The sequence below is a fragment of the Bradyrhizobium sp. SZCCHNS2022 genome (genome assembly GCF_032377575.1).
GTDB classification, from domain to species: domain Bacteria; phylum Pseudomonadota; class Alphaproteobacteria; order Rhizobiales; family Xanthobacteraceae; genus Bradyrhizobium; species Bradyrhizobium aeschynomenes.
The window spans coordinates 128,073-144,260 of sequence record NZ_JAUHHZ010000001.1 but is presented as its reverse complement, the minus strand read 5'-3'; the positions used below and the strand labels follow the sequence as shown (position 1 = coordinate 144,260).

The window sequence follows — 16,188 nt, the reverse complement described above, 5'->3', positions numbered from 1 at the left end:
GATTGCGCGACCTCTCATATCTCGATCGCTATCCGCTGTTTCGATCACGCGACAGCGAGTTCGTGCGCGATCGCATGATCAGCGTCTACGGCGTCGACCGTTTCGAAAGCGGCGACGCCAATTTCGGCGCCGAAGCCAATCTCGCGCAGCTGAAGACCACCGGCCTCGCGTTCTGCGGATATGACGGCGCGACGTCGGTTGCGTTTCCGGAATCGACGATCATCAGGCAGTTCTTTTCGATCCGGGGAACGGCAAGGTATCGGCTCGGCGGCGTGGATCACGCGATTGCGGCGTGGAGCCCCCTGGTATGCGGACATTCGAAGCTGGATCTGGAATTTCCCGCAGGTTATCGCCAGCTGGTGTTGAGGGTCGAGGCTGCACCGCTGCAACGCCTGCTGCAGGCCATCCTTGGCGACGACGGCGATCGCGCATTGAGCTTCGAGGACGACGACATTCCGGATCCGACGGTGATGGCCTTCGTTCGCCAGGATGTCTTCAGGGCCGCGGACGAGTTGCAGAAATTCGGGCAGAACTACTCCCCCGTGGCGATCGCCGAGTTCGAGCGAAGCCTGATGATCCGGCTGCTGCTGGCTCATCGGCACAATTTCAGCAACGAACTGCACGTCACCCCGCCGCGCGCCAACCGCACCGTCGTCGACCTCGTCGAGTCGTATATCGAGGCGCATTGGGACGAGCCGCTCGACATGGAGAAGATCGCCGCCATGACCCATGTGAGCGTGAGGTCGATCTTCCGGGAGTTCTCGGAAGCAGGACGGGGATCGCCGGGCCAGTTCGTCAAGCGCGTGCGACTGCGGCGCGCGTCGGAGCTGCTTGGAACGCCCGATGAAGCCACCAGCGTCGTCTCCGTCGCCTTCAGATGCGGCTTTGGCAATCTCGGCCGGTTCGCCTCGGAATATCGCAGCGCAATGGGCGAGTTGCCCTCGGAGACGCTGCGAAAGGCGCGCAGCAGGCAGGGACATCCTGCCACGGACGATCTCGATTCCAGCGCGTCGTAGATCATGATGCGTTTCGGCGGAAACGCATCATCATCTTATCTCTTTGTTTGAGCATGATCTTTTCGGAAAACCGGTTTCCACTTTTCCGGATCATGCTCTAGCGGCGCCAGGCCCCTGCCCGGTCGACTACGCCTGCTCCGCCGGCTTCACCAGCCCGAGCTCGGCAAACTTCAGCTCCGTTGCCACCACCGCGCTCTCATACACCTCGCCGCGCTCGACGAAGTAGTTGAAATAGCCGGCCGGCGTCTCCGGCTGGATCTCGACCAGGTCGACGCTCTTGTATTTCGGATCGGTGATGACGCCCGCCGCGATCAGGTCGTTGATGCGCTTGAGCGCGTCGACCTCGGCCTTGTAGCCGACCGAGAACCACATCTCGTACGTCCAGTCCTGCACCTCGAACCAGTTTTGCGGCACTTCACCCTGCCATCCCCCAGCGAGCGGGCGGACGGCGAAGATGCGGTCGAAGCCGTGCAGCTCGGAGACGATGCAGGCGCGGTGATAGGCCCCGTCCATCTGTCCCTCGGGCAGCTTGGCGAAGCCGTACAGCGACAGCCACAGCGCCGCCTTGATCGCCTCCGGCGTGATCGGGCGGATCGTGCGCTCGGCCGAAACGTCGGAGGCGTAGCGGCGGTCGCGCTTGGCCGCCGACTGCCGCGCCTTTGCGCCATGGGCGTTGGGAATCGACTTCTCCGACGGCAGCAGCGCCCGCGCGGCGTCGTTGCCATAGAGGCAGCCGGTGCCGGTCTCGGGGTCGTAGGTGTTGAACACGACGCCGATCGGGGTGCCGTTCAGCGTCTCCGCGGCGTGCATGAAATCGGCCTCGCTGCGCACCGGGACATATTGCTGGGCCGGCAGCAGCCGGTCGGCGATCACGTTGAACGGTCCGTCGCGCCAGTCCGGCCACGAGACAAACCGCGTCAACGCCTCCGCATAGGCCGGCCGAAACACACCGGGATAGCCGAACATCACGGTGCGCAGCTGCGAGGTGGGATCACGGAGACGATCCGAAGAGATCAGCTGGTCGCGCAGGTCCAGCCCCTGCAACCACGCCGACAGCACCAGGATCTGGCCAGAGGTCGCCGTGACCAGATCGGGGGTGACGCCCCAGGCGCGGGCGGTGTCGAGGAAGCCGGCGCCATGGGCGTTCAAGCCGCCCAGCCCGGCCAGCGCAAAGGCCACACGCACGGCTCTCTCCGTCAGCATAAGGACCTGATGATGCTACCTCAGATTGCTTTTGCAATGCAACGGGGCAGCCCCCATCGTTCGTCTCGCGAACACGCGGCAGCGCCTGCGAACATGATCACCGGGCGAATCCCCGCAAATCAACGGTGATTCGCGGGCATATGACGTCGGCAAGAGGCGAAAAAACTGCAGCTGCCGGCTGTGACCGCCATCACAACCTCATGTTGCGCGCGTGCGCACAGCCCTTTTCACCTATCCGCGGTTGCCCTGAGCCCAAAAAGTTACATAACTTGGCTCGGCACGAGGGCAACACTGTTGTCAATCTGCAATAGTGTGGCAATGATTGGTTAACCATATTGAATTACCTTGGTTAACATGGCTCGCGGCAAACAGCCTTCCGTGTCGCATGCGCTCCCGAAGCAGCAGACGCTGCTCGATTGCTTCCTCGAAGCGCAGGCGAAGAGGATGAAGCGTCGACGGCGCTCCGCCGACGGGGCGGCCAGCGCGGTCTCTGCGGATCCGACGAACAACGATTCGGTCGGCGACGAGACCGAGCCCCTGCCGACCGACGCCGAGACCGCCCGCGCGGTCTGACCCGCGCGGTTCGGTCGTTCGGCGCGAATCCCTCAGATCATCCGAGATGCTTGTGGAAGAACGCCGTGGCGCGGCCCCAGGCGAGTTCGGCCGCGGCGCGATCGTGCACCGTCATGCGCTGCTCGTTCACGAAGGCATGCTCGGCATCGTAGCGATACAGCTCGAGCGATTTGCCCGCGGCTTGCATCGCTTTCTCGAAACCATCCACCAGCGCCGGCGTGCACCAATCGTCCTTGTTGGCGAAATGCGCCTGTAGCGGAATCTTGACGTCGGCGGGCTTGGCCGCCTGCTCCGGCGGAATGCCGTAGAACACCACGCCGGCCGTGAGCTCGTCGATCCGGGTGGCACCGATGATCGTCACCGCGCCGCCGAGGCAGAAGCCGGTGAGTCCGACCTTGGCACCGTTGCGCGCCAGATATTGCGCGGCGCCGCGCACGGTCTGGGTGGTCGCATCCATGAAGTCGAGCGAGTTCATCTCGCGCCCCGCAGCGTCCGTGTCGTGATACGGCACCACGGTGCCCTTGTAGAGATCGGGCGCCAGGGCATTGAAGCCGGCCAGCGCGAAGCGGTCGCACATCCCCTTGATCTGGTCCTGCAGACCCCACCATTCCTGAATGACGACGACGCCCGGCGCATCGGCCTTTGCCGCCTTGGCAAGATAGCCCTTGGCCTCCTGGCCGTCGGGGCGCTTGAAGCTGATCAGGGTGCCCATGTGGTCCTCCGTCGTTTCTGATTGGGAATTGGGCATGCGGTTTACCGCAAATCCCGTGAAGGTGCGACAACAGGCGCGCCAGCTTCGCTCGAACGTGAGCGCAGCGGCCGTTCTCCCCTGATACTCGGTCATTCCGGGGCGCCCGAAGGGCGAGCCCGGAATCCATAACCACGACTGACGATGAGGATCCGGAATCGGCGTGACGCTGTTCTTCGCCACGTGCCGGCCTGTGGATATGGATTCCGGGCTCGCCCTCCGCGCGCCCCGGAATGACGGAGAGAGTGCACTTGTGGCTCGGAAGCTTCCGGCTGGAGGCGGCTACGCGCACTACACCGGCATCGCGCGCGGCGCGAACAGGATCACGGCCATACCGACGAGGCAGATCGACGCGCCGGCGACGTCCCAGACATCCGGGCGATGGCCTTCGACCAGCCAGCCCCACGACAGCGCCGCAGCGATGTAGATGCCGCCATAGGCGGCGTAGGCGCGACCGGCGAGCGGGCTGTCGGCGATGGTGAGCAGCGCGGCGAAGCCGGCCAACGCGGCGATTCCAGGCAGCAGCCACAGCGGCGACTGGCCGAGGCGCAGCCAGGACCAGAACGCGAAGCAGCCGGCGATCTCGAGAACGGCGGCGCCGGCGAAGGCCAGCAGCGAGGACATCCGGTGAACTCCCCTATGACGGCTTCGCTCGGGCAACAAAAAAGCCCCCGGAGGGGCTTTTCCGTCGCGTCGACTCGTTGCCCCGCTCAGTGCGCGGCGGCCCAGACACGCTTCTTGGTGAAGTACATCAGGCCGGCGAAGATGATCAGGAAGATGAAGACCTGGTAGCCGAGGCGCTTGCGGGCTTCCATGTGCGGCTCGGCGGTCCACATCAGGAAGGTCGCGACGTCGTGGGCGTACTGGGCGACGGTCGTGGGCGAGCCGTCGTCATAGGTCACCTGGCCGTCCGAAATCGGCTTCGGCATCTTGATCGCGTGGCCGGGGAAGTACTTGTTGTAGTACGAGCCTTCCGGAATGGTCACGCCGTGCGGCGGGTTGTCTTCATAGCCCTGCAGCAGCGCGTTGATATAGTTCGGGCCCTGCTCCTGGAACTGGGTGAAGAAGTCGATGATGAACCAGGGGAAGCCGCGCTTATAGGAACGGGCCTTGGCGATCAGCGACAGGTCGGGCGGAGCGGCGCCGCCATTGGCGGCACGCGCGGCCTGCTCGTTCGGGAACGGCGACGGGAAGTAGTCCGCCGGGCGGCCCGGACGCTCGAACATGTCACCGGCGTCGTTCGGACCGTCCTTGACCTTGTACTCGGCCGCAAAAGCCGCCGCCTGGGCCGGCGAGTAGCCGGGACCGCCGGGCTCGGCGAGGTTGCGGAACGCCACATATTGCAGCGAATGGCAGTTCGAGCAGACTTCCTTGTAGACCTTGAGGCCCCGCTGCACGGCGCCGCGATCGAAGGTGCCGAACGGACCGGCAAACGACCACTTGGCCGACGGCGGGTTCTCCTGCCCTTCGCTGGCACGGGCGTCGCTCATGCCGCCGGCGAGCAGCGACACCGCCGCGACCAGCGCGATCACCGTCGAGACCATCGGCGCCGCCTTGCGGCCGGACTTCGCCAGCACGTCGTCGGCGATCGAGTTCGGCAGCGGCCGCGGCGTCTCGATGCGGGCGAGCAACGGCAGCACGATCAGGAAGTAGGCGAAGTACAAGACCGTCAGGATGCGGCCGAGCACGACGTAGACGCCCTCCGGCGGCTGGGCGCCGAGATAGCCGAGGCCGATGCAGACGATGAAGAAGATCCAGAAGAACTGCTTGCCGAGCGGCCGGTACTTGTTCGAGCGGGTCTTGGCCGAGTCGAGCCAGGGCAGGAACACCAGCACGATGATCGCGGCGAACATCGCCACGACGCCGGCCAGCTTGTTCGGAATCGAGCGCAGGATCGCGTAGAACGGCAGGTAGTACCATTCGGGCACGATGTGCGCCGGCGTCACCGCCGGGTTGGCCGGAATGTAGTTGTCGGCCTCGCCGAGATAGTTCGGCATGTAGAAGATGAACCAGGAATAGAAGATCAGGAAGCAGGTGACGCCGAAGAAGTCCTTGATCGTCGCGTACGGCGTGAACGGCACCATGTCCTTCTCGGTCTTCGGCTCGACGCCGGCCGGGTTGTTTTGCCCGGCCACGTGCAGCGCCCAGACGTGCAGCACGACCACGCCGGCGATCAGGAACGGCAGCAGATAGTGGAGCGCGAAGAAGCGGTTCAGGGTGGGATTGCCGACGGAGTAGCCGCCCCACAGCAGGGTCACGATGCTCTCGCCGAAATAAGGCACGGCCGAGAACAGGTTGGTGATGACGGTGGCGCCCCAGAAGCTCATCTGGCCCCACGGCAGCACGTAGCCCATGAAGCCCGTGGCCATCATCAGGAGATAGATGATGACGCCGAGGATCCAGAGCACCTCGCGCGGCGCCTTGTATGACCCGTAATAGAGGCCGCGGAACATGTGGATGTAGACGGCGAGGAAGAACATCGACGCGCCGCAGGCATGCATGTTGCGCAGCAGCCAGCCGTAGTTCACGTCGCGGACGATCAGCTCGACCGACTTGAAGGCGAGGTCGGCGTGCGGCGTATAGTGCATCGCCAGGATGACGCCGGTCAGGATCTGCACGCCCAGCATCATCGAGAGGATGGCGCCGAACGTCCACCAGTAGTTCAGGTTCCGCGGCGTCGGATAGGCAACGAAGGACGAGTGGACCAGGCCGATGATGGGGAGTCGCTGCTCGAACCACTTCAAGGCGGGGTGGCTCGGCTGGTAGTCAGAAGGTCCACTCATGATGCGTTCCTGAAAGAATTATCTTGCACGATCGAGCTTGAGCTTGCGGGCGTAACGTCCGCTCAGCCGATCTGGATCTTGGTGTCGGAAACGAACTGATAGGGCGGGACGGGCAGGTTCAGCGGCGCCGGTCCCTGGCGGACGCGACCCGACGCATCGTATTGCGAGCCGTGGCACGGGCAGAAGAAGCCGTCGTAATTGCCTTCATGCGCGATCGGGATGCAGCCGAGATGGGTGCAGATGCCGATGACGACCAGCCACTGCTCGTGGCCGTCCTTGGTGCGGGACTGGTCGGTCGCCGGATCGATCAGGCTCGAGACCGGGACGGCGCGAACCTCCTCGACCTGCTTCTTGGTGCGGTGGGAGATGTAGATCGGCTTGCCGCGCCAGAACACCTTGATGTCCTGACCTTCGGCCACCGGCGTGAGGTCGACCTCGATCGGCGCACCGGCCGCGATGGTCGAGGCATCGGGATTCATCTGGGAGATGAAGGGCCACAGGGCGGCCACACCACCGACCGCTGCGGTCGCGCCCGTGGCGACGAATAGAAAATCCCGGCGTGTCGGATGATCCGCAGTAGACGCTGTCACGATTCCAACCCTTTCTTCGTTGCAGCCGGTGGAACCGCCCCGCTCGACGTCGTGGGATCTCGCCGTTGGAGATCACGTGACCGGGAGATGCCTGCCGGCGCCCGCGTCCCCCGCGGCGGCAGAAAACAGCTCGTACTACCGCCCCGGTAGGAACAAGCTGTCCAGAATCGTTCTATTGGCACCCTTGCGATACGAGCGCAAGCCCGCTATCGGCCCCGCAGCACGCCATGCACCAATTCCCGCTGGCGAAGCGGACTTTCCGCATCATCCTTAAGACCAATTCGCATGCAGATCGCGCTCTATCAGCCCGACATTCCGCAGAACACCGGAACGATTCTACGCCTGTGCGCCTGCCTCGGGCTCGCGGCCCACATCATTGAGCCCGCGGGCTTTCCGGTGTCGGACCGCCATTTCCGGCGCGCCGGCATGGACTATCTCGACCAGCTGGAATGGCGGCGCCACGATTCCTGGAGTGCCTTCGAGCGCTGGCGAGCGGCGGCCGGCCATCGCCTGCTGCTGCTGACGACCAAGGCCACGACGTCCTATCTGGACGTGACCTATCGGCCGGACGACATCCTGCTGCTTGGACGCGAGAGCGCCGGCGTGCCCGACACGGTGGCGGAGGCGGCCGATGCGCAGCTGCGCATTCCGCTCAAGCCGGGGCTGCGCTCGCTGAATGTCGCGATGGCGGCGGCGATGGCCGCCGGCGAGGCGCTGCGCCAGGTTGGACATTTCGTCCAATTGCAATCTGACCAAGGAGAGGAAGCGTGAGCTACGCGGTGAAGGAAATCTTCATGACCCTGCAGGGCGAAGGCGCCCAGGCGGGGCGGGCCGCCGTGTTCTGCCGCTTCGCCGGCTGCAACCTGTGGAGCGGCCGCGAGGCCGATCGCGCAACTGCGACGTGCCGGTTCTGCGACACCGACTTCGTCGGCACCGACGGCACGCTGGGCCGACGGTACGACAGCGCCGCTGATCTCGCCGCCGCGATCGCCGGGCAATGGACAGGCGGGGCGGCCTCCCGCTATACGATCCTCACCGGCGGCGAGCCGCTGCTGCAGGTCGATGCCGAGCTGATCGCCGCCCTCCATGCCCAGGGCTTCGCCGTGGGGATCGAGACCAACGGAACGCTCATTCCGCCCGATGGCATCGACTGGATCTGCGTCAGCCCCAAAGCCGGGGCCGAGCTGAAGCTCCGGCAGGGTCATGAGCTGAAGCTGGTCTATCCGCAGGATGGCGCCGAGCCGGAGCGTTTCGAGGGGCTCGCCTTCGAGCGTTTCTCGCTGCAGCCGATGGACGGGCCGGAGGCCGCGGCGAATACGGCGCGCGCCATCGATTACTGCCAGCATCATCCGCAATGGCGGCTCAGCCTGCAGACACACAAGATGATCGGCATCAGATAGGATTGTGACTGAACCGATGTGGGAATTGACCAAGTCTTTCACCTTCGAGGCCGCGCATACGCTGCCGATCACCACGCTCGGCGAGGCCAGCCAGGAGATCCACGGCCATTCCTTCCGCGCCGAGGTCACGGTGCGCGGCGCCACCACCAATCCGGAGACCGGCATGGTGGTCGATTTCGGCGTGCTGACGCAGCGCCTGGGCGAGATCCAGGCCATGCTCGACCACAAGTTCTTGAACAAGATCGAGGCGATCGGGCTGCCGACCCTGGAGAACCTGTCGCGCTTCATCTATGAGCGCGTCCGCTCCATCGGCCACGTCACCAAGGTCAGCGTCCACCGCGACAGCTGCCGCGAGACCTGCACCTATTTCGGTCCGCAGGACTGATCGATTGTGGTAGGACCTCACCTGCAGCGACAACAGCGCTGTCACTTGCGACTGTCATGGAGTCTTGACAGCGCGGTGAGCGCCAACGTGCCAGGGGGACGTCCATGACCACTGCCGCCATCGAGGATCGCAAGGCCCGCGCCCGCGCCTGGTTCGAGAGCCTGCGCGACCAGATCTGCGCGGCGTTCGAGCGGCTCGAGGACGAGGCGCCGGCCGAGCTGTATCCGCGCGCGCCCGCCCGCTTCGTGCGCGCGCCCTGGGAGCGCACCGACCATGGCGGCGGACATGGCGGCGGCGGCGTCATGAGCATGATGCACGGCCGGCTGTTCGAGAAGGTCGGCGTGCACTGCTCGACCGTGCATGGCGAGTTCGCGCCGGAATTCCGCAGCCAGATCCCCGGCGCCGCCGAGGACCCGCGGTTCTGGGCCTCCGGCATCTCGCTGATCGCGCATCTGTGGTCGCCGCATGTGCCGGCGGTGCACATGAACACCCGCTTCGTCGTCACCACCAAGGCCTGGTTCGGCGGCGGCGCCGATCTCACCCCCGTGCTGGATCGCCGGCGCACCCAGGAGGACCCGGATACGGTCGCCTTCCACGCCGCGATGAAGAGCGCCTGCGATGCGCACGCGGCCGTGGCCCCTTACGACAAGTACAAGAAGTGGTGCGACGAGTACTTCTATCTGCCCCACCGCAAGGAGCCGCGCGGCATCGGCGGCATCTTCTACGACCACCACGACTCCGGCGACTGGGAGGCCGATCTCGCCTTCACGCAGGCCGTCGGCCGCGCCTTCCTGACCGTCTATCCGGAGCTGGTCCGGCGCAATGTCAGCGCTGAATGGACCGACGCCGACCGCGAGGAGCAGCTGATCCGCCGCGGCCGCTACGTCGAATTCAACCTGCTTTATGACCGTGGCACCACATTTGGGCTGAAAACCGGTGGCAATGTGGAGTCCATATTGTCGTCGATGCCGCCCGAAGTGAAATGGCCCTGAAACCCTGGTTTGATTGACCCGTAAGCTTGATATGACCACCGCCCTGCCCCGCGCCATGCTGATCGACATGGACGACACCATCCTGTCGGCCTATGGCCGACCCGAGATCGCCTGGAACATCGTCGCCACCGAGTTCGCCGACGAGCTTCAACCGCATTCGTCCCAGGCGGTGGCGGCCGCGATCCTGGCCTCGGCGCGCAGCTTCTGGTCGGTCGCCGGCGCCGAGTGGCGGATGAAGCTGATCCAGGCGCGCCAGGAGGTGGTCAAGCGCGGCTTCGCGGCGCTGGCGAGCCACGGCCCTGCCCTGCCCGTCGAGCTTGCCGTTCGGGTTGCCGACCGCTTCACGGCCTATCGCGACGAGCAGATGTTCGTCTTCCCCGGCGCGCATGAGGCCATCGACGAATTCAAGGCGCGCGGCATCAAGCTCGCGCTGGTCACCAATGGCGAAGCCGGGCAACAGCGCGCCAAGATCGAGCGCTTCGCGCTGGCGCACCGCTTCGACCACATCCAGATCGAGGGCGAGCACGGTTTCGGCAAGCCGGAGGAGCGCGCCTATTGGCACGCGATGGAGCGGCTCGGCGTCGGCCCCGGGGACACCTGGATGATCGGCGACAATCTGGAATGGGAGATCGAGGCGCCGCAGCGGCTCGGCATCTATTCGATTTGGATCGACGTCCACGGCGACGGCCTGCCCGAGGGTACTCAGGTCAAGCCGGACCGCATCATCCGCTCGCTGACCGAGCTGGTGCCCGCCCGCTAGGCCGCCGGGCCGCGCTCATCTCGGTCGCTTCGGCGGCGCGGACCGCTTGTGCTCCTCCATCAGCATCGCCACGAAGGCCGTGACTTTCGGCGCGCGGAATCGCGCGGCGGGATAGACCGCATGGATGCCGCCGGCGGGCAGCGTCCAGGACGGCAGGATGGGAACGAGCCGGCCGGCTGCGAGATCGTCCCTGATCAGGAAATCGGGCAGCACCGCCAGACCGCCGCCGGCCAAGGTCGCAGCGAGCACCGCAGGCGTCGTGTTGATGGTCAGCGCCCGGCTCATCCGGACGCTTTCGCGCTCGCTGTCGCCTCTCGTGAATTGCCACGCGAGCGGCTCCTTCAGCGCTGCGTTCGCCACGAACGGCAGCGAGGCGAGGTCCCTCGGATGCGCGACGCGCTTGACCACCCCCGGAGCGGCCACCAGCAACTGACGGAAGCTGCCGATACGGCGCGTCTGCAGCGTGGAGTCGTCGAGCCATCCCACGCGGATCGAAAGATCGATCTGGCTCGCGATGAGGTCGACCTTGCTGTCGGAGAGGATCAGTTCGATGCGACAGGCGGGATAGGTCCGCGAGAACGCCGTCACGACCGGGGCGAGAATGCAGGTGCCGTAGTCGTTCGGGGCAGCGATGCGCAGCAGGCCCATCGGTACGGCGTTGGTCTGCGCCAGCTCGGCCATCGCGCTCTCGGCCTCTCGCAGGATCGCGGCACACCGCGCGTGCAGCAGCCGCCCGGCTTCCGTCGGCTCGACGCGACGCGTGGTCCGCACCAGCAGGTCCGTCTTCAGCTCGCGCTCGAGCTGGGCGACCTGCTGGCTGACCACCGCCTTGGTGATCCCGAGCCGGTCGGCCGCGCGGGTGAACGAGGCGGAGTCCACCACCGCTGCAAAGTAGACGAGGCGATTGAGATTGATCGGCTCCACGTCCACGGCCTCCGCTTAATTGTCTGTCACAAGCATACAGTCTGTCTGATTATGCCCTGCTTCTAAACAAAAGAGAACGCGCTATGTCGATGTGATGCCGAACCAAGAAGAGGCGTGGACATGCGATTGACCTATCTGTTCGATCCGTTGTGCGGATGGTGCTACGGCGCCGGCCCGGCGATCGAAAAGCTCGCGGCCGTCGACGACATCGCGCTCGAGCTGCTGCCCACCGGCCTGTTCGGAGGTCGCGGTGCCGGCAGGATGGATGCGCAGTTTGCCGAATATGCCTGGAGCAACGATCAGCGCATCGCCAAGCTGACCGGGCAGCGCTTCTCCGACGACTACCGCAAGCGCATCCTCGGAGCTGGCGGCGCGTTCGACTCGACGGCTGCCTCGCTCGGCCTGACGGCGGTTCACATCACCGATCCCGGTCGCGAGATCACCGCCCTGAAGGAGCTACAGCTTGCGCGTTATGTGCAAGGGCAGGACATCGTGAGCGTCGCCGGCGTGGGCGAGATCCTTCTATCACTGGGCCTCGCAGCCGCCGCCGAGCGGATGCTGAAGCGGGATCATTCGCTCGTCGAAACCCATGGCCGCCGGATTCAAACCGCGCAGAGCTTGATGCGACGCCACGGGTTGTCCGGCGTCCCGTCGCTGCTGGCCGGTGATGACGCCGACCAGAGATCGCTGCCCGGCAGCGTGCTGTACGAACCGATCGATGGTCTGCTCGCGCAGCTTCGAGCGGGCTGACCCAGTCGGCACCACCAACATTCCCACCTCAACCGGCCGTTGCGGGCCGCCGGAGCGCGGCCGGTTGCCCCGCTCCATCATTTACGACGCCAAGGAGACCACGATGCCCACACGGAGACAGATCATGACGTCAGTAGTAGCAGGAACCGCCGCAGCCGTTCTCGGCTCGTCCGGAAGCGGCCATGCCGCCGAGAGCAAGCTCAGCTGGACGCATTTCCCGGCAGGCCCGAACGGCTTCTTCCGCGCGCCCGTGCTGCTTTCGGGCCAAACCGAGGCGATGCTGATCGATGGCGGCTTCAACTATCCGGATGGCCGTGCGGTGGCCGCCGCCATCAAGGCGAGCGGCAAGAAACTCACGGCGATCTATGTCAGCCAGTCGGACCCCGACTACTATTTCAGCCTCAAGCCGATTCGGGAGGCTTTCCCGGGCGCGAAGGTGATCGCCGCGACGGCAACCATCGAGGCGATCAAGGGCAACGTCGAGAAGAAGCTCGCGGTGTGGGGACCGCAGCTGAAGGAGAACGGCCCGCAGACGATGGCCGATATCGTGCTGCCCGAGGCTTTTGACGGCGCGTCGCTCACGGTCGATGGCGAAACGGTCGAGATCGTCGCAGCCGAGGGGCTCGCCAACCGCCGCTATCTCTGGGTGCGCTCGCTCAAGGCGGTGTTCGGCGGCGTGATGATCTTCTCGGGCGTCCATGTCTGGACTGCCGACACGTCGACCAAGGAGCAGCGCGCGGCCTGGATCGCCGCCCTCGACAAGATCGCCGCACGCGCGCCGGCCGTCGTGGTTGCCGGTCATGCCGTCGCCGATGCCGCAACTGATCTGTCCGGCGTCCGGCACACCAAGGCCTATCTCATCGCGTTCGAGGAGGAGCTCGACAAGGCCAAGGACGCCGCGGCGCTGAAGGCCGCGATGGAGGCGAAGTTTCCCGACCTCGGCATGGGCGTCGCCCTCGACATCGGCGCCAAGGTGACGAAGGGCGAGATGAAGTGGGGCTGAGGCAGCCCCGCCTTCGTGGCGCAGTCGATTAGTCCAAATGCGGCACTCGATATGGCGCTCGCGCGCCATGCCGGGCGGCACGTTCACGCGGCATTCACCCTGCCGGCACACCGGACCTTAACCAGCCGCGCCGTTCGCGGCGCCCCCCGGTGCCCTACGGAGCAACCGTAACCCAATCGAAATCGGCCCTGCGTCTGATGACTGCGGGGCTTGGAGGGGGACAAGGCGGCCGGCCCGTGCGTGCCGCTTCGACCGATCGCAAGCCGTTGGTGCAGCATCGGTGTCATGGCTCTCAATCTGCCGCAGATCTCGTTGAGCGTGTCGATCAAGAACTCGCTCCTGACCTCCGTCTTCCTCCTGCTGCTGATCCTCGGCGGCGTATCGGTGCTGGCGACGATGCGGCTGTCGGCGTTGCAGGACGCGGTCGAGAGCATCAACCGCGACCGGCTGCCGAAGATCCGCGCTCTCGGCGATCTCGACGTCGATATCGCCCATGCTCACCTCGTCGCGATCCGTGCCGCACTGTCCACGGCGACCGAGCCGCGCGCTGCGGCCGAGCAGGAGCTGCGACGCCGTACCACCGATGTCGACGCCCAGATCGCGCGCTTCAGGGACACGATCGGCAGCGACGCGCCGATGAAGATGGCGTTCGACCAGTTCGTCAACAAATGGGACATGTACCAGAAGCAGCAGGCGGTGATGCTCGAGCCGGAGGTCGGCGCCGATCGCGACCGCCTGGAGCACGTCGTCAACATCGAGACGCCGCCGGTCTTCCAGGCGGTGGTCGACGCCATCGGGCACGGCATCAAGCTCGCCGATCATCGGGCCGACAGCGCCATCGCCGACGCCACGCTGGACGCTCAGATCTTCCGGATCGTGCTGTGGTCGGTCAACGGCGTCAGCGTCATGATCGGGCTCGCCACGCTGCTGTTCGTCATTCATGACGTGTCGATGCCGATCTTCCGCATCACCCGCAGCATGGAGGCAATCGCCAAGGGCGAGCTGCAGACCGAGATCCCCTATGCCGATCATACCAACGAGCTCGGCATGATGGCGCGGGCGCTGGCTGTCTTCCGCACCAGCCTGGTCGAGAACGAGCGTCTCAACGCCGCGACCCGGACGCTGTCCGAGCTCAGCGAATGGCTGCAATCGGCGAAGTCGGAGCCAGAGCTGTACCAGATGATCTCGACGGTGCTCGGTGGCCTGATGCCGGAATGCACCGGCACCCTCTACATCTATGCCGACAGCCGCGACGTGCTCGAGGTCGCCGCCGAATGGAACGGCGCCTCGACGACCCGCTCCCTGCACCCCGACGATTGCTGGAGCCTGCGCCGCGGCCACGTCTACATCCACGGCACGAGCGAGGTCGAATTCCGCTGCGATCACGTGCACGACGAGGTCAATGAGAACTACTGCTGCATTCCGATCCTCGCCCATGGCGAGACCGTCGGCCTGCTGCACGTCGAGTACAACTTCAAAGGCAACGAGACCGCGGCGGAGGCCAAGGCGCGCTTCGCCGATCGCGCCCGTCTCGGCCTCGCCTGCGCCGAGCATCTGTCGATCGCGATCGCCAATGTGAAGCTGCGCGAGGGCCTGCGCGATCAGTCGCTGCGCGATGCGCTGACCGGGCTGAACAACCGCCGCTGTCTGGTCGAGACCGCACGCCGCGAATTGCTGCGCGCCGCGCGCAGCCGCACGCCGGTCAGCGTGGTGACGCTGGACATCGATCACTTCAAGTCGTTCAACGACAATCACGGCCATGAGGCGGGCGACACCGTGCTGCGCCACATCGGCGAGATCCTCAAGGCCACGTTTGCCGACGACGCCATGCCCTGCCGTCTCGGCGGCGAGGAGTTCGTGGTGCTGCTGCCAAGCTGCGCGATCGAGGAGGCGGCATTGCGCGCCGAGGAGTTGCGCGCCCGCGTCGAGGCCCTCAACATCAGCTATGGCGACGGCATGCTGCCGCGGGTGACGATCTCGGTCGGCGTCGCCGCCTATCCCGAGGCCGGCATCGACCTCACCGAGATCCTGCGCGTCGCCGACGGCGCTCTGTACCGCGCCAAGCATAAGGGCCGCAACCGCGTCGAACTCGCCACCGGCGGCATGGTGCCGCCGATCGACGAGATGACCAACCGGGCGGTGGCGACGCTCGATGCCATCGTCGCGCGCGCGGAGACGAGGACCAACACGCCCTCCGATCGGGTGGCTTGAGGCGGCGCTGCCTACACCGCCGGCAGCAGATGCCGCAGCGCCGACGCGATCATCACGCCGCCGCCGGTGATCACTGCGGCATCGAGGATCGCGGCGTGGATGTGCACCGGCATGCGCGCGACGAAGGCTTTTGCCAGGAAGGCGCCGGGCACCGCGACCGCGCCGATGAGCAGTGCGAAGGCCAGCACCTGCGCGGTGACGACGCCAGCGAGGCCGAACACGGAGATCTTGATGATGCCCGTCGCCACCGAGATCATCGCGTCGGTGGCGATGACCGCCGCCCCTTCGAGGCCTGCGGCCATCAGCAGCGATAGCAGGATCACGCCGGAGCCGGAGGTGCCGCCGACGAGAACACCGTAGCCGACGGCGCCGGCCGCGAGCCCGCCATTGCCGATCCTGACGTCGCGCTTGCGCAGGATACGCCGCAGCGGCACGCTCATGATCAGCATGGTGCCGATCACGAACGCCGCGCCGGCACTGGTGAGCCGCGTGTAGCCGTAGGCACCGAGCGCCGTGGTGAGCGCCGCCGCGGAGATGACGACGACCGCGCGCGCGCGGTCGACCTCGCGAAAATAAGCCCCGACGCGGCTGAGATTGGTGAGGATCGCGGAGATTGCGATGATCGGCACCACGGGCTCGGCGCCGACCATCGGCACAAGGACGAGCGGCATCAAAGCGCCGGTGCCGTAGCCGGCGAGACCACCGATGATGGAAGCAAACAAAGCGACGGAGGCGACGAGCAGGAGCTGTAGCAGCGAAATATCGGCAAAGCCTGCCAGAAAATTCATGACCATCCGTCGCGGTTGACGCGCGCCGCCGCCTGATCGGCGATCGCGGTCAGCGATGCCCC

17 protein-coding genes are annotated in these 16,188 nt (G+C 65.8%); 10 read left to right on the top strand and 7 right to left on the bottom strand.

The genetic code is table 11. From position 1 onward, the window contains the following. The first annotated feature begins 2 nt into the window (after positions 1 to 2). On the top strand, positions 3 to 1,016 hold the full coding sequence (locus QXZ94_RS00665) for an AraC family transcriptional regulator (RefSeq protein WP_315718787.1): 1,014 nt from the start codon (positions 3 to 5) through the stop codon (positions 1,014 to 1,016). A 126-nt stretch (positions 1,017 to 1,142) separates the two neighbouring features. On the opposite strand, the gene QXZ94_RS00660 is transcribed toward QXZ94_RS00665, so the two are convergent. Then, complete coding sequence (locus QXZ94_RS00660) at positions 1,143 to 2,201, bottom strand: hypothetical protein (RefSeq protein ID WP_315718786.1); 1,059 nt, start codon at positions 2,199 to 2,201, stop codon at positions 1,143 to 1,145. A 372-nt stretch (positions 2,202 to 2,573) separates the two neighbouring features. Here QXZ94_RS00660 and QXZ94_RS00655 point away from each other — a divergent pair, with 372 nt between their 5' ends. Next, positions 2,574 to 2,792 (top strand): hypothetical protein, encoded by a 219-nt coding sequence (locus tag QXZ94_RS00655; RefSeq protein ID WP_315718785.1) that lies wholly within the window; start codon positions 2,574 to 2,576, stop codon positions 2,790 to 2,792. 37 nt (positions 2,793 to 2,829) lie between these two features. On the opposite strand, the gene QXZ94_RS00650 is transcribed toward QXZ94_RS00655, so the two are convergent. From QXZ94_RS00650 to petA, 4 genes are all read right to left on the bottom strand, one after another. Beyond that, entirely contained in the window at positions 2,830 to 3,504 is a 675-nt protein-coding gene (locus QXZ94_RS00650; protein ID WP_172110839.1) for a dienelactone hydrolase family protein, read from the bottom strand. Positions 3,505 to 3,831: 327 nt separating this feature from the next. Next, a complete protein-coding gene (locus tag QXZ94_RS00645) occupies positions 3,832 to 4,164 on the bottom strand; it encodes a YnfA family protein (protein ID WP_315718784.1) in 333 nt (110 codons plus the stop codon). Positions 4,165 to 4,250: 86 nt separating this feature from the next. After that, positions 4,251 to 6,323: a cytochrome c1 gene (locus QXZ94_RS00640; protein ID WP_315718783.1), complete on the bottom strand. Its 2,073-nt coding sequence runs from the start codon at positions 6,321 to 6,323 to the stop codon at positions 4,251 to 4,253. 62 nt (positions 6,324 to 6,385) lie between these two features. Next, positions 6,386 to 6,916, bottom strand: a complete 531-nt coding sequence (gene petA / locus QXZ94_RS00635) for a ubiquinol-cytochrome c reductase iron-sulfur subunit (RefSeq protein WP_311975694.1) — start codon at positions 6,914 to 6,916, stop codon at positions 6,386 to 6,388. Between the two features lie 282 nt (positions 6,917 to 7,198). Here petA and QXZ94_RS00630 point away from each other — a divergent pair, with 282 nt between their 5' ends. The 5 genes from QXZ94_RS00630 (at position 7,199) to QXZ94_RS00610 (ending at position 10,450) form a co-directional block, all read left to right on the top strand. Further along, the gene (locus QXZ94_RS00630; protein ID WP_315718782.1) at positions 7,199 to 7,684 is read left to right on the top strand and encodes a tRNA (cytidine(34)-2'-O)-methyltransferase; all 486 of its coding nucleotides are present in this window, start codon (positions 7,199 to 7,201) and stop codon (positions 7,682 to 7,684) included. Next, positions 7,681 to 8,313 carry a 7-carboxy-7-deazaguanine synthase gene (queE, locus tag QXZ94_RS00625; RefSeq protein ID WP_315718781.1) on the top strand — a complete coding sequence of 211 codons (633 nt, stop codon included), beginning with the start codon at positions 7,681 to 7,683 and terminating at the stop codon, positions 8,311 to 8,313. Before QXZ94_RS00630 ends, queE begins: the two co-directional genes overlap by 4 nt. Positions 8,314 to 8,329: 16 nt before the next feature. Next, complete coding sequence (locus QXZ94_RS00620; protein WP_257166161.1) at positions 8,330 to 8,698, top strand: 6-pyruvoyl trahydropterin synthase family protein; 369 nt, start codon at positions 8,330 to 8,332, stop codon at positions 8,696 to 8,698. 104 nt (positions 8,699 to 8,802) lie between these two features. Continuing rightward, complete coding sequence (gene hemF, locus QXZ94_RS00615; protein ID WP_315718780.1) at positions 8,803 to 9,690, top strand: oxygen-dependent coproporphyrinogen oxidase; 888 nt, start codon at positions 8,803 to 8,805, stop codon at positions 9,688 to 9,690. Between the two features lie 31 nt (positions 9,691 to 9,721). Beyond that, positions 9,722 to 10,450, top strand: a complete 729-nt coding sequence (locus QXZ94_RS00610) for an HAD family hydrolase (protein WP_315718779.1) — start codon at positions 9,722 to 9,724, stop codon at positions 10,448 to 10,450. A gap of 15 nt (positions 10,451 to 10,465) precedes the next feature. Here the strand turns inward: QXZ94_RS00610 and QXZ94_RS00605 are convergent, their stop codons facing one another. Continuing rightward, the gene (locus QXZ94_RS00605; protein ID WP_172133427.1) at positions 10,466 to 11,374 is read right to left on the bottom strand and encodes a LysR family transcriptional regulator; all 909 of its coding nucleotides are present in this window, start codon (positions 11,372 to 11,374) and stop codon (positions 10,466 to 10,468) included. A gap of 120 nt (positions 11,375 to 11,494) precedes the next feature. Here QXZ94_RS00605 and QXZ94_RS00600 point away from each other — a divergent pair, with 120 nt between their 5' ends. The 3 genes from QXZ94_RS00600 (at position 11,495) to QXZ94_RS00590 (ending at position 15,338) form a co-directional block, all read left to right on the top strand. Further along, entirely contained in the window at positions 11,495 to 12,124 is a 630-nt protein-coding gene (locus tag QXZ94_RS00600) for a DsbA family protein (RefSeq protein ID WP_315718778.1), read from the top strand. 103 nt (positions 12,125 to 12,227) lie between these two features. Next, positions 12,228 to 13,127, top strand: a complete 900-nt coding sequence (locus QXZ94_RS00595; RefSeq protein WP_315718777.1) for an MBL fold metallo-hydrolase — start codon at positions 12,228 to 12,230, stop codon at positions 13,125 to 13,127. A gap of 285 nt (positions 13,128 to 13,412) precedes the next feature. Next, positions 13,413 to 15,338: a diguanylate cyclase gene (locus tag QXZ94_RS00590; RefSeq protein ID WP_315718776.1), complete on the top strand. Its 1,926-nt coding sequence runs from the start codon at positions 13,413 to 13,415 to the stop codon at positions 15,336 to 15,338. A gap of 11 nt (positions 15,339 to 15,349) precedes the next feature. On the opposite strand, the gene QXZ94_RS00585 is transcribed toward QXZ94_RS00590, so the two are convergent. Beyond that, a complete protein-coding gene (locus QXZ94_RS00585; RefSeq protein WP_315718775.1) occupies positions 15,350 to 16,126 on the bottom strand; it encodes a TSUP family transporter in 777 nt (258 codons plus the stop codon). Positions 16,127 to 16,188: the final 62 nt, after the last annotated feature.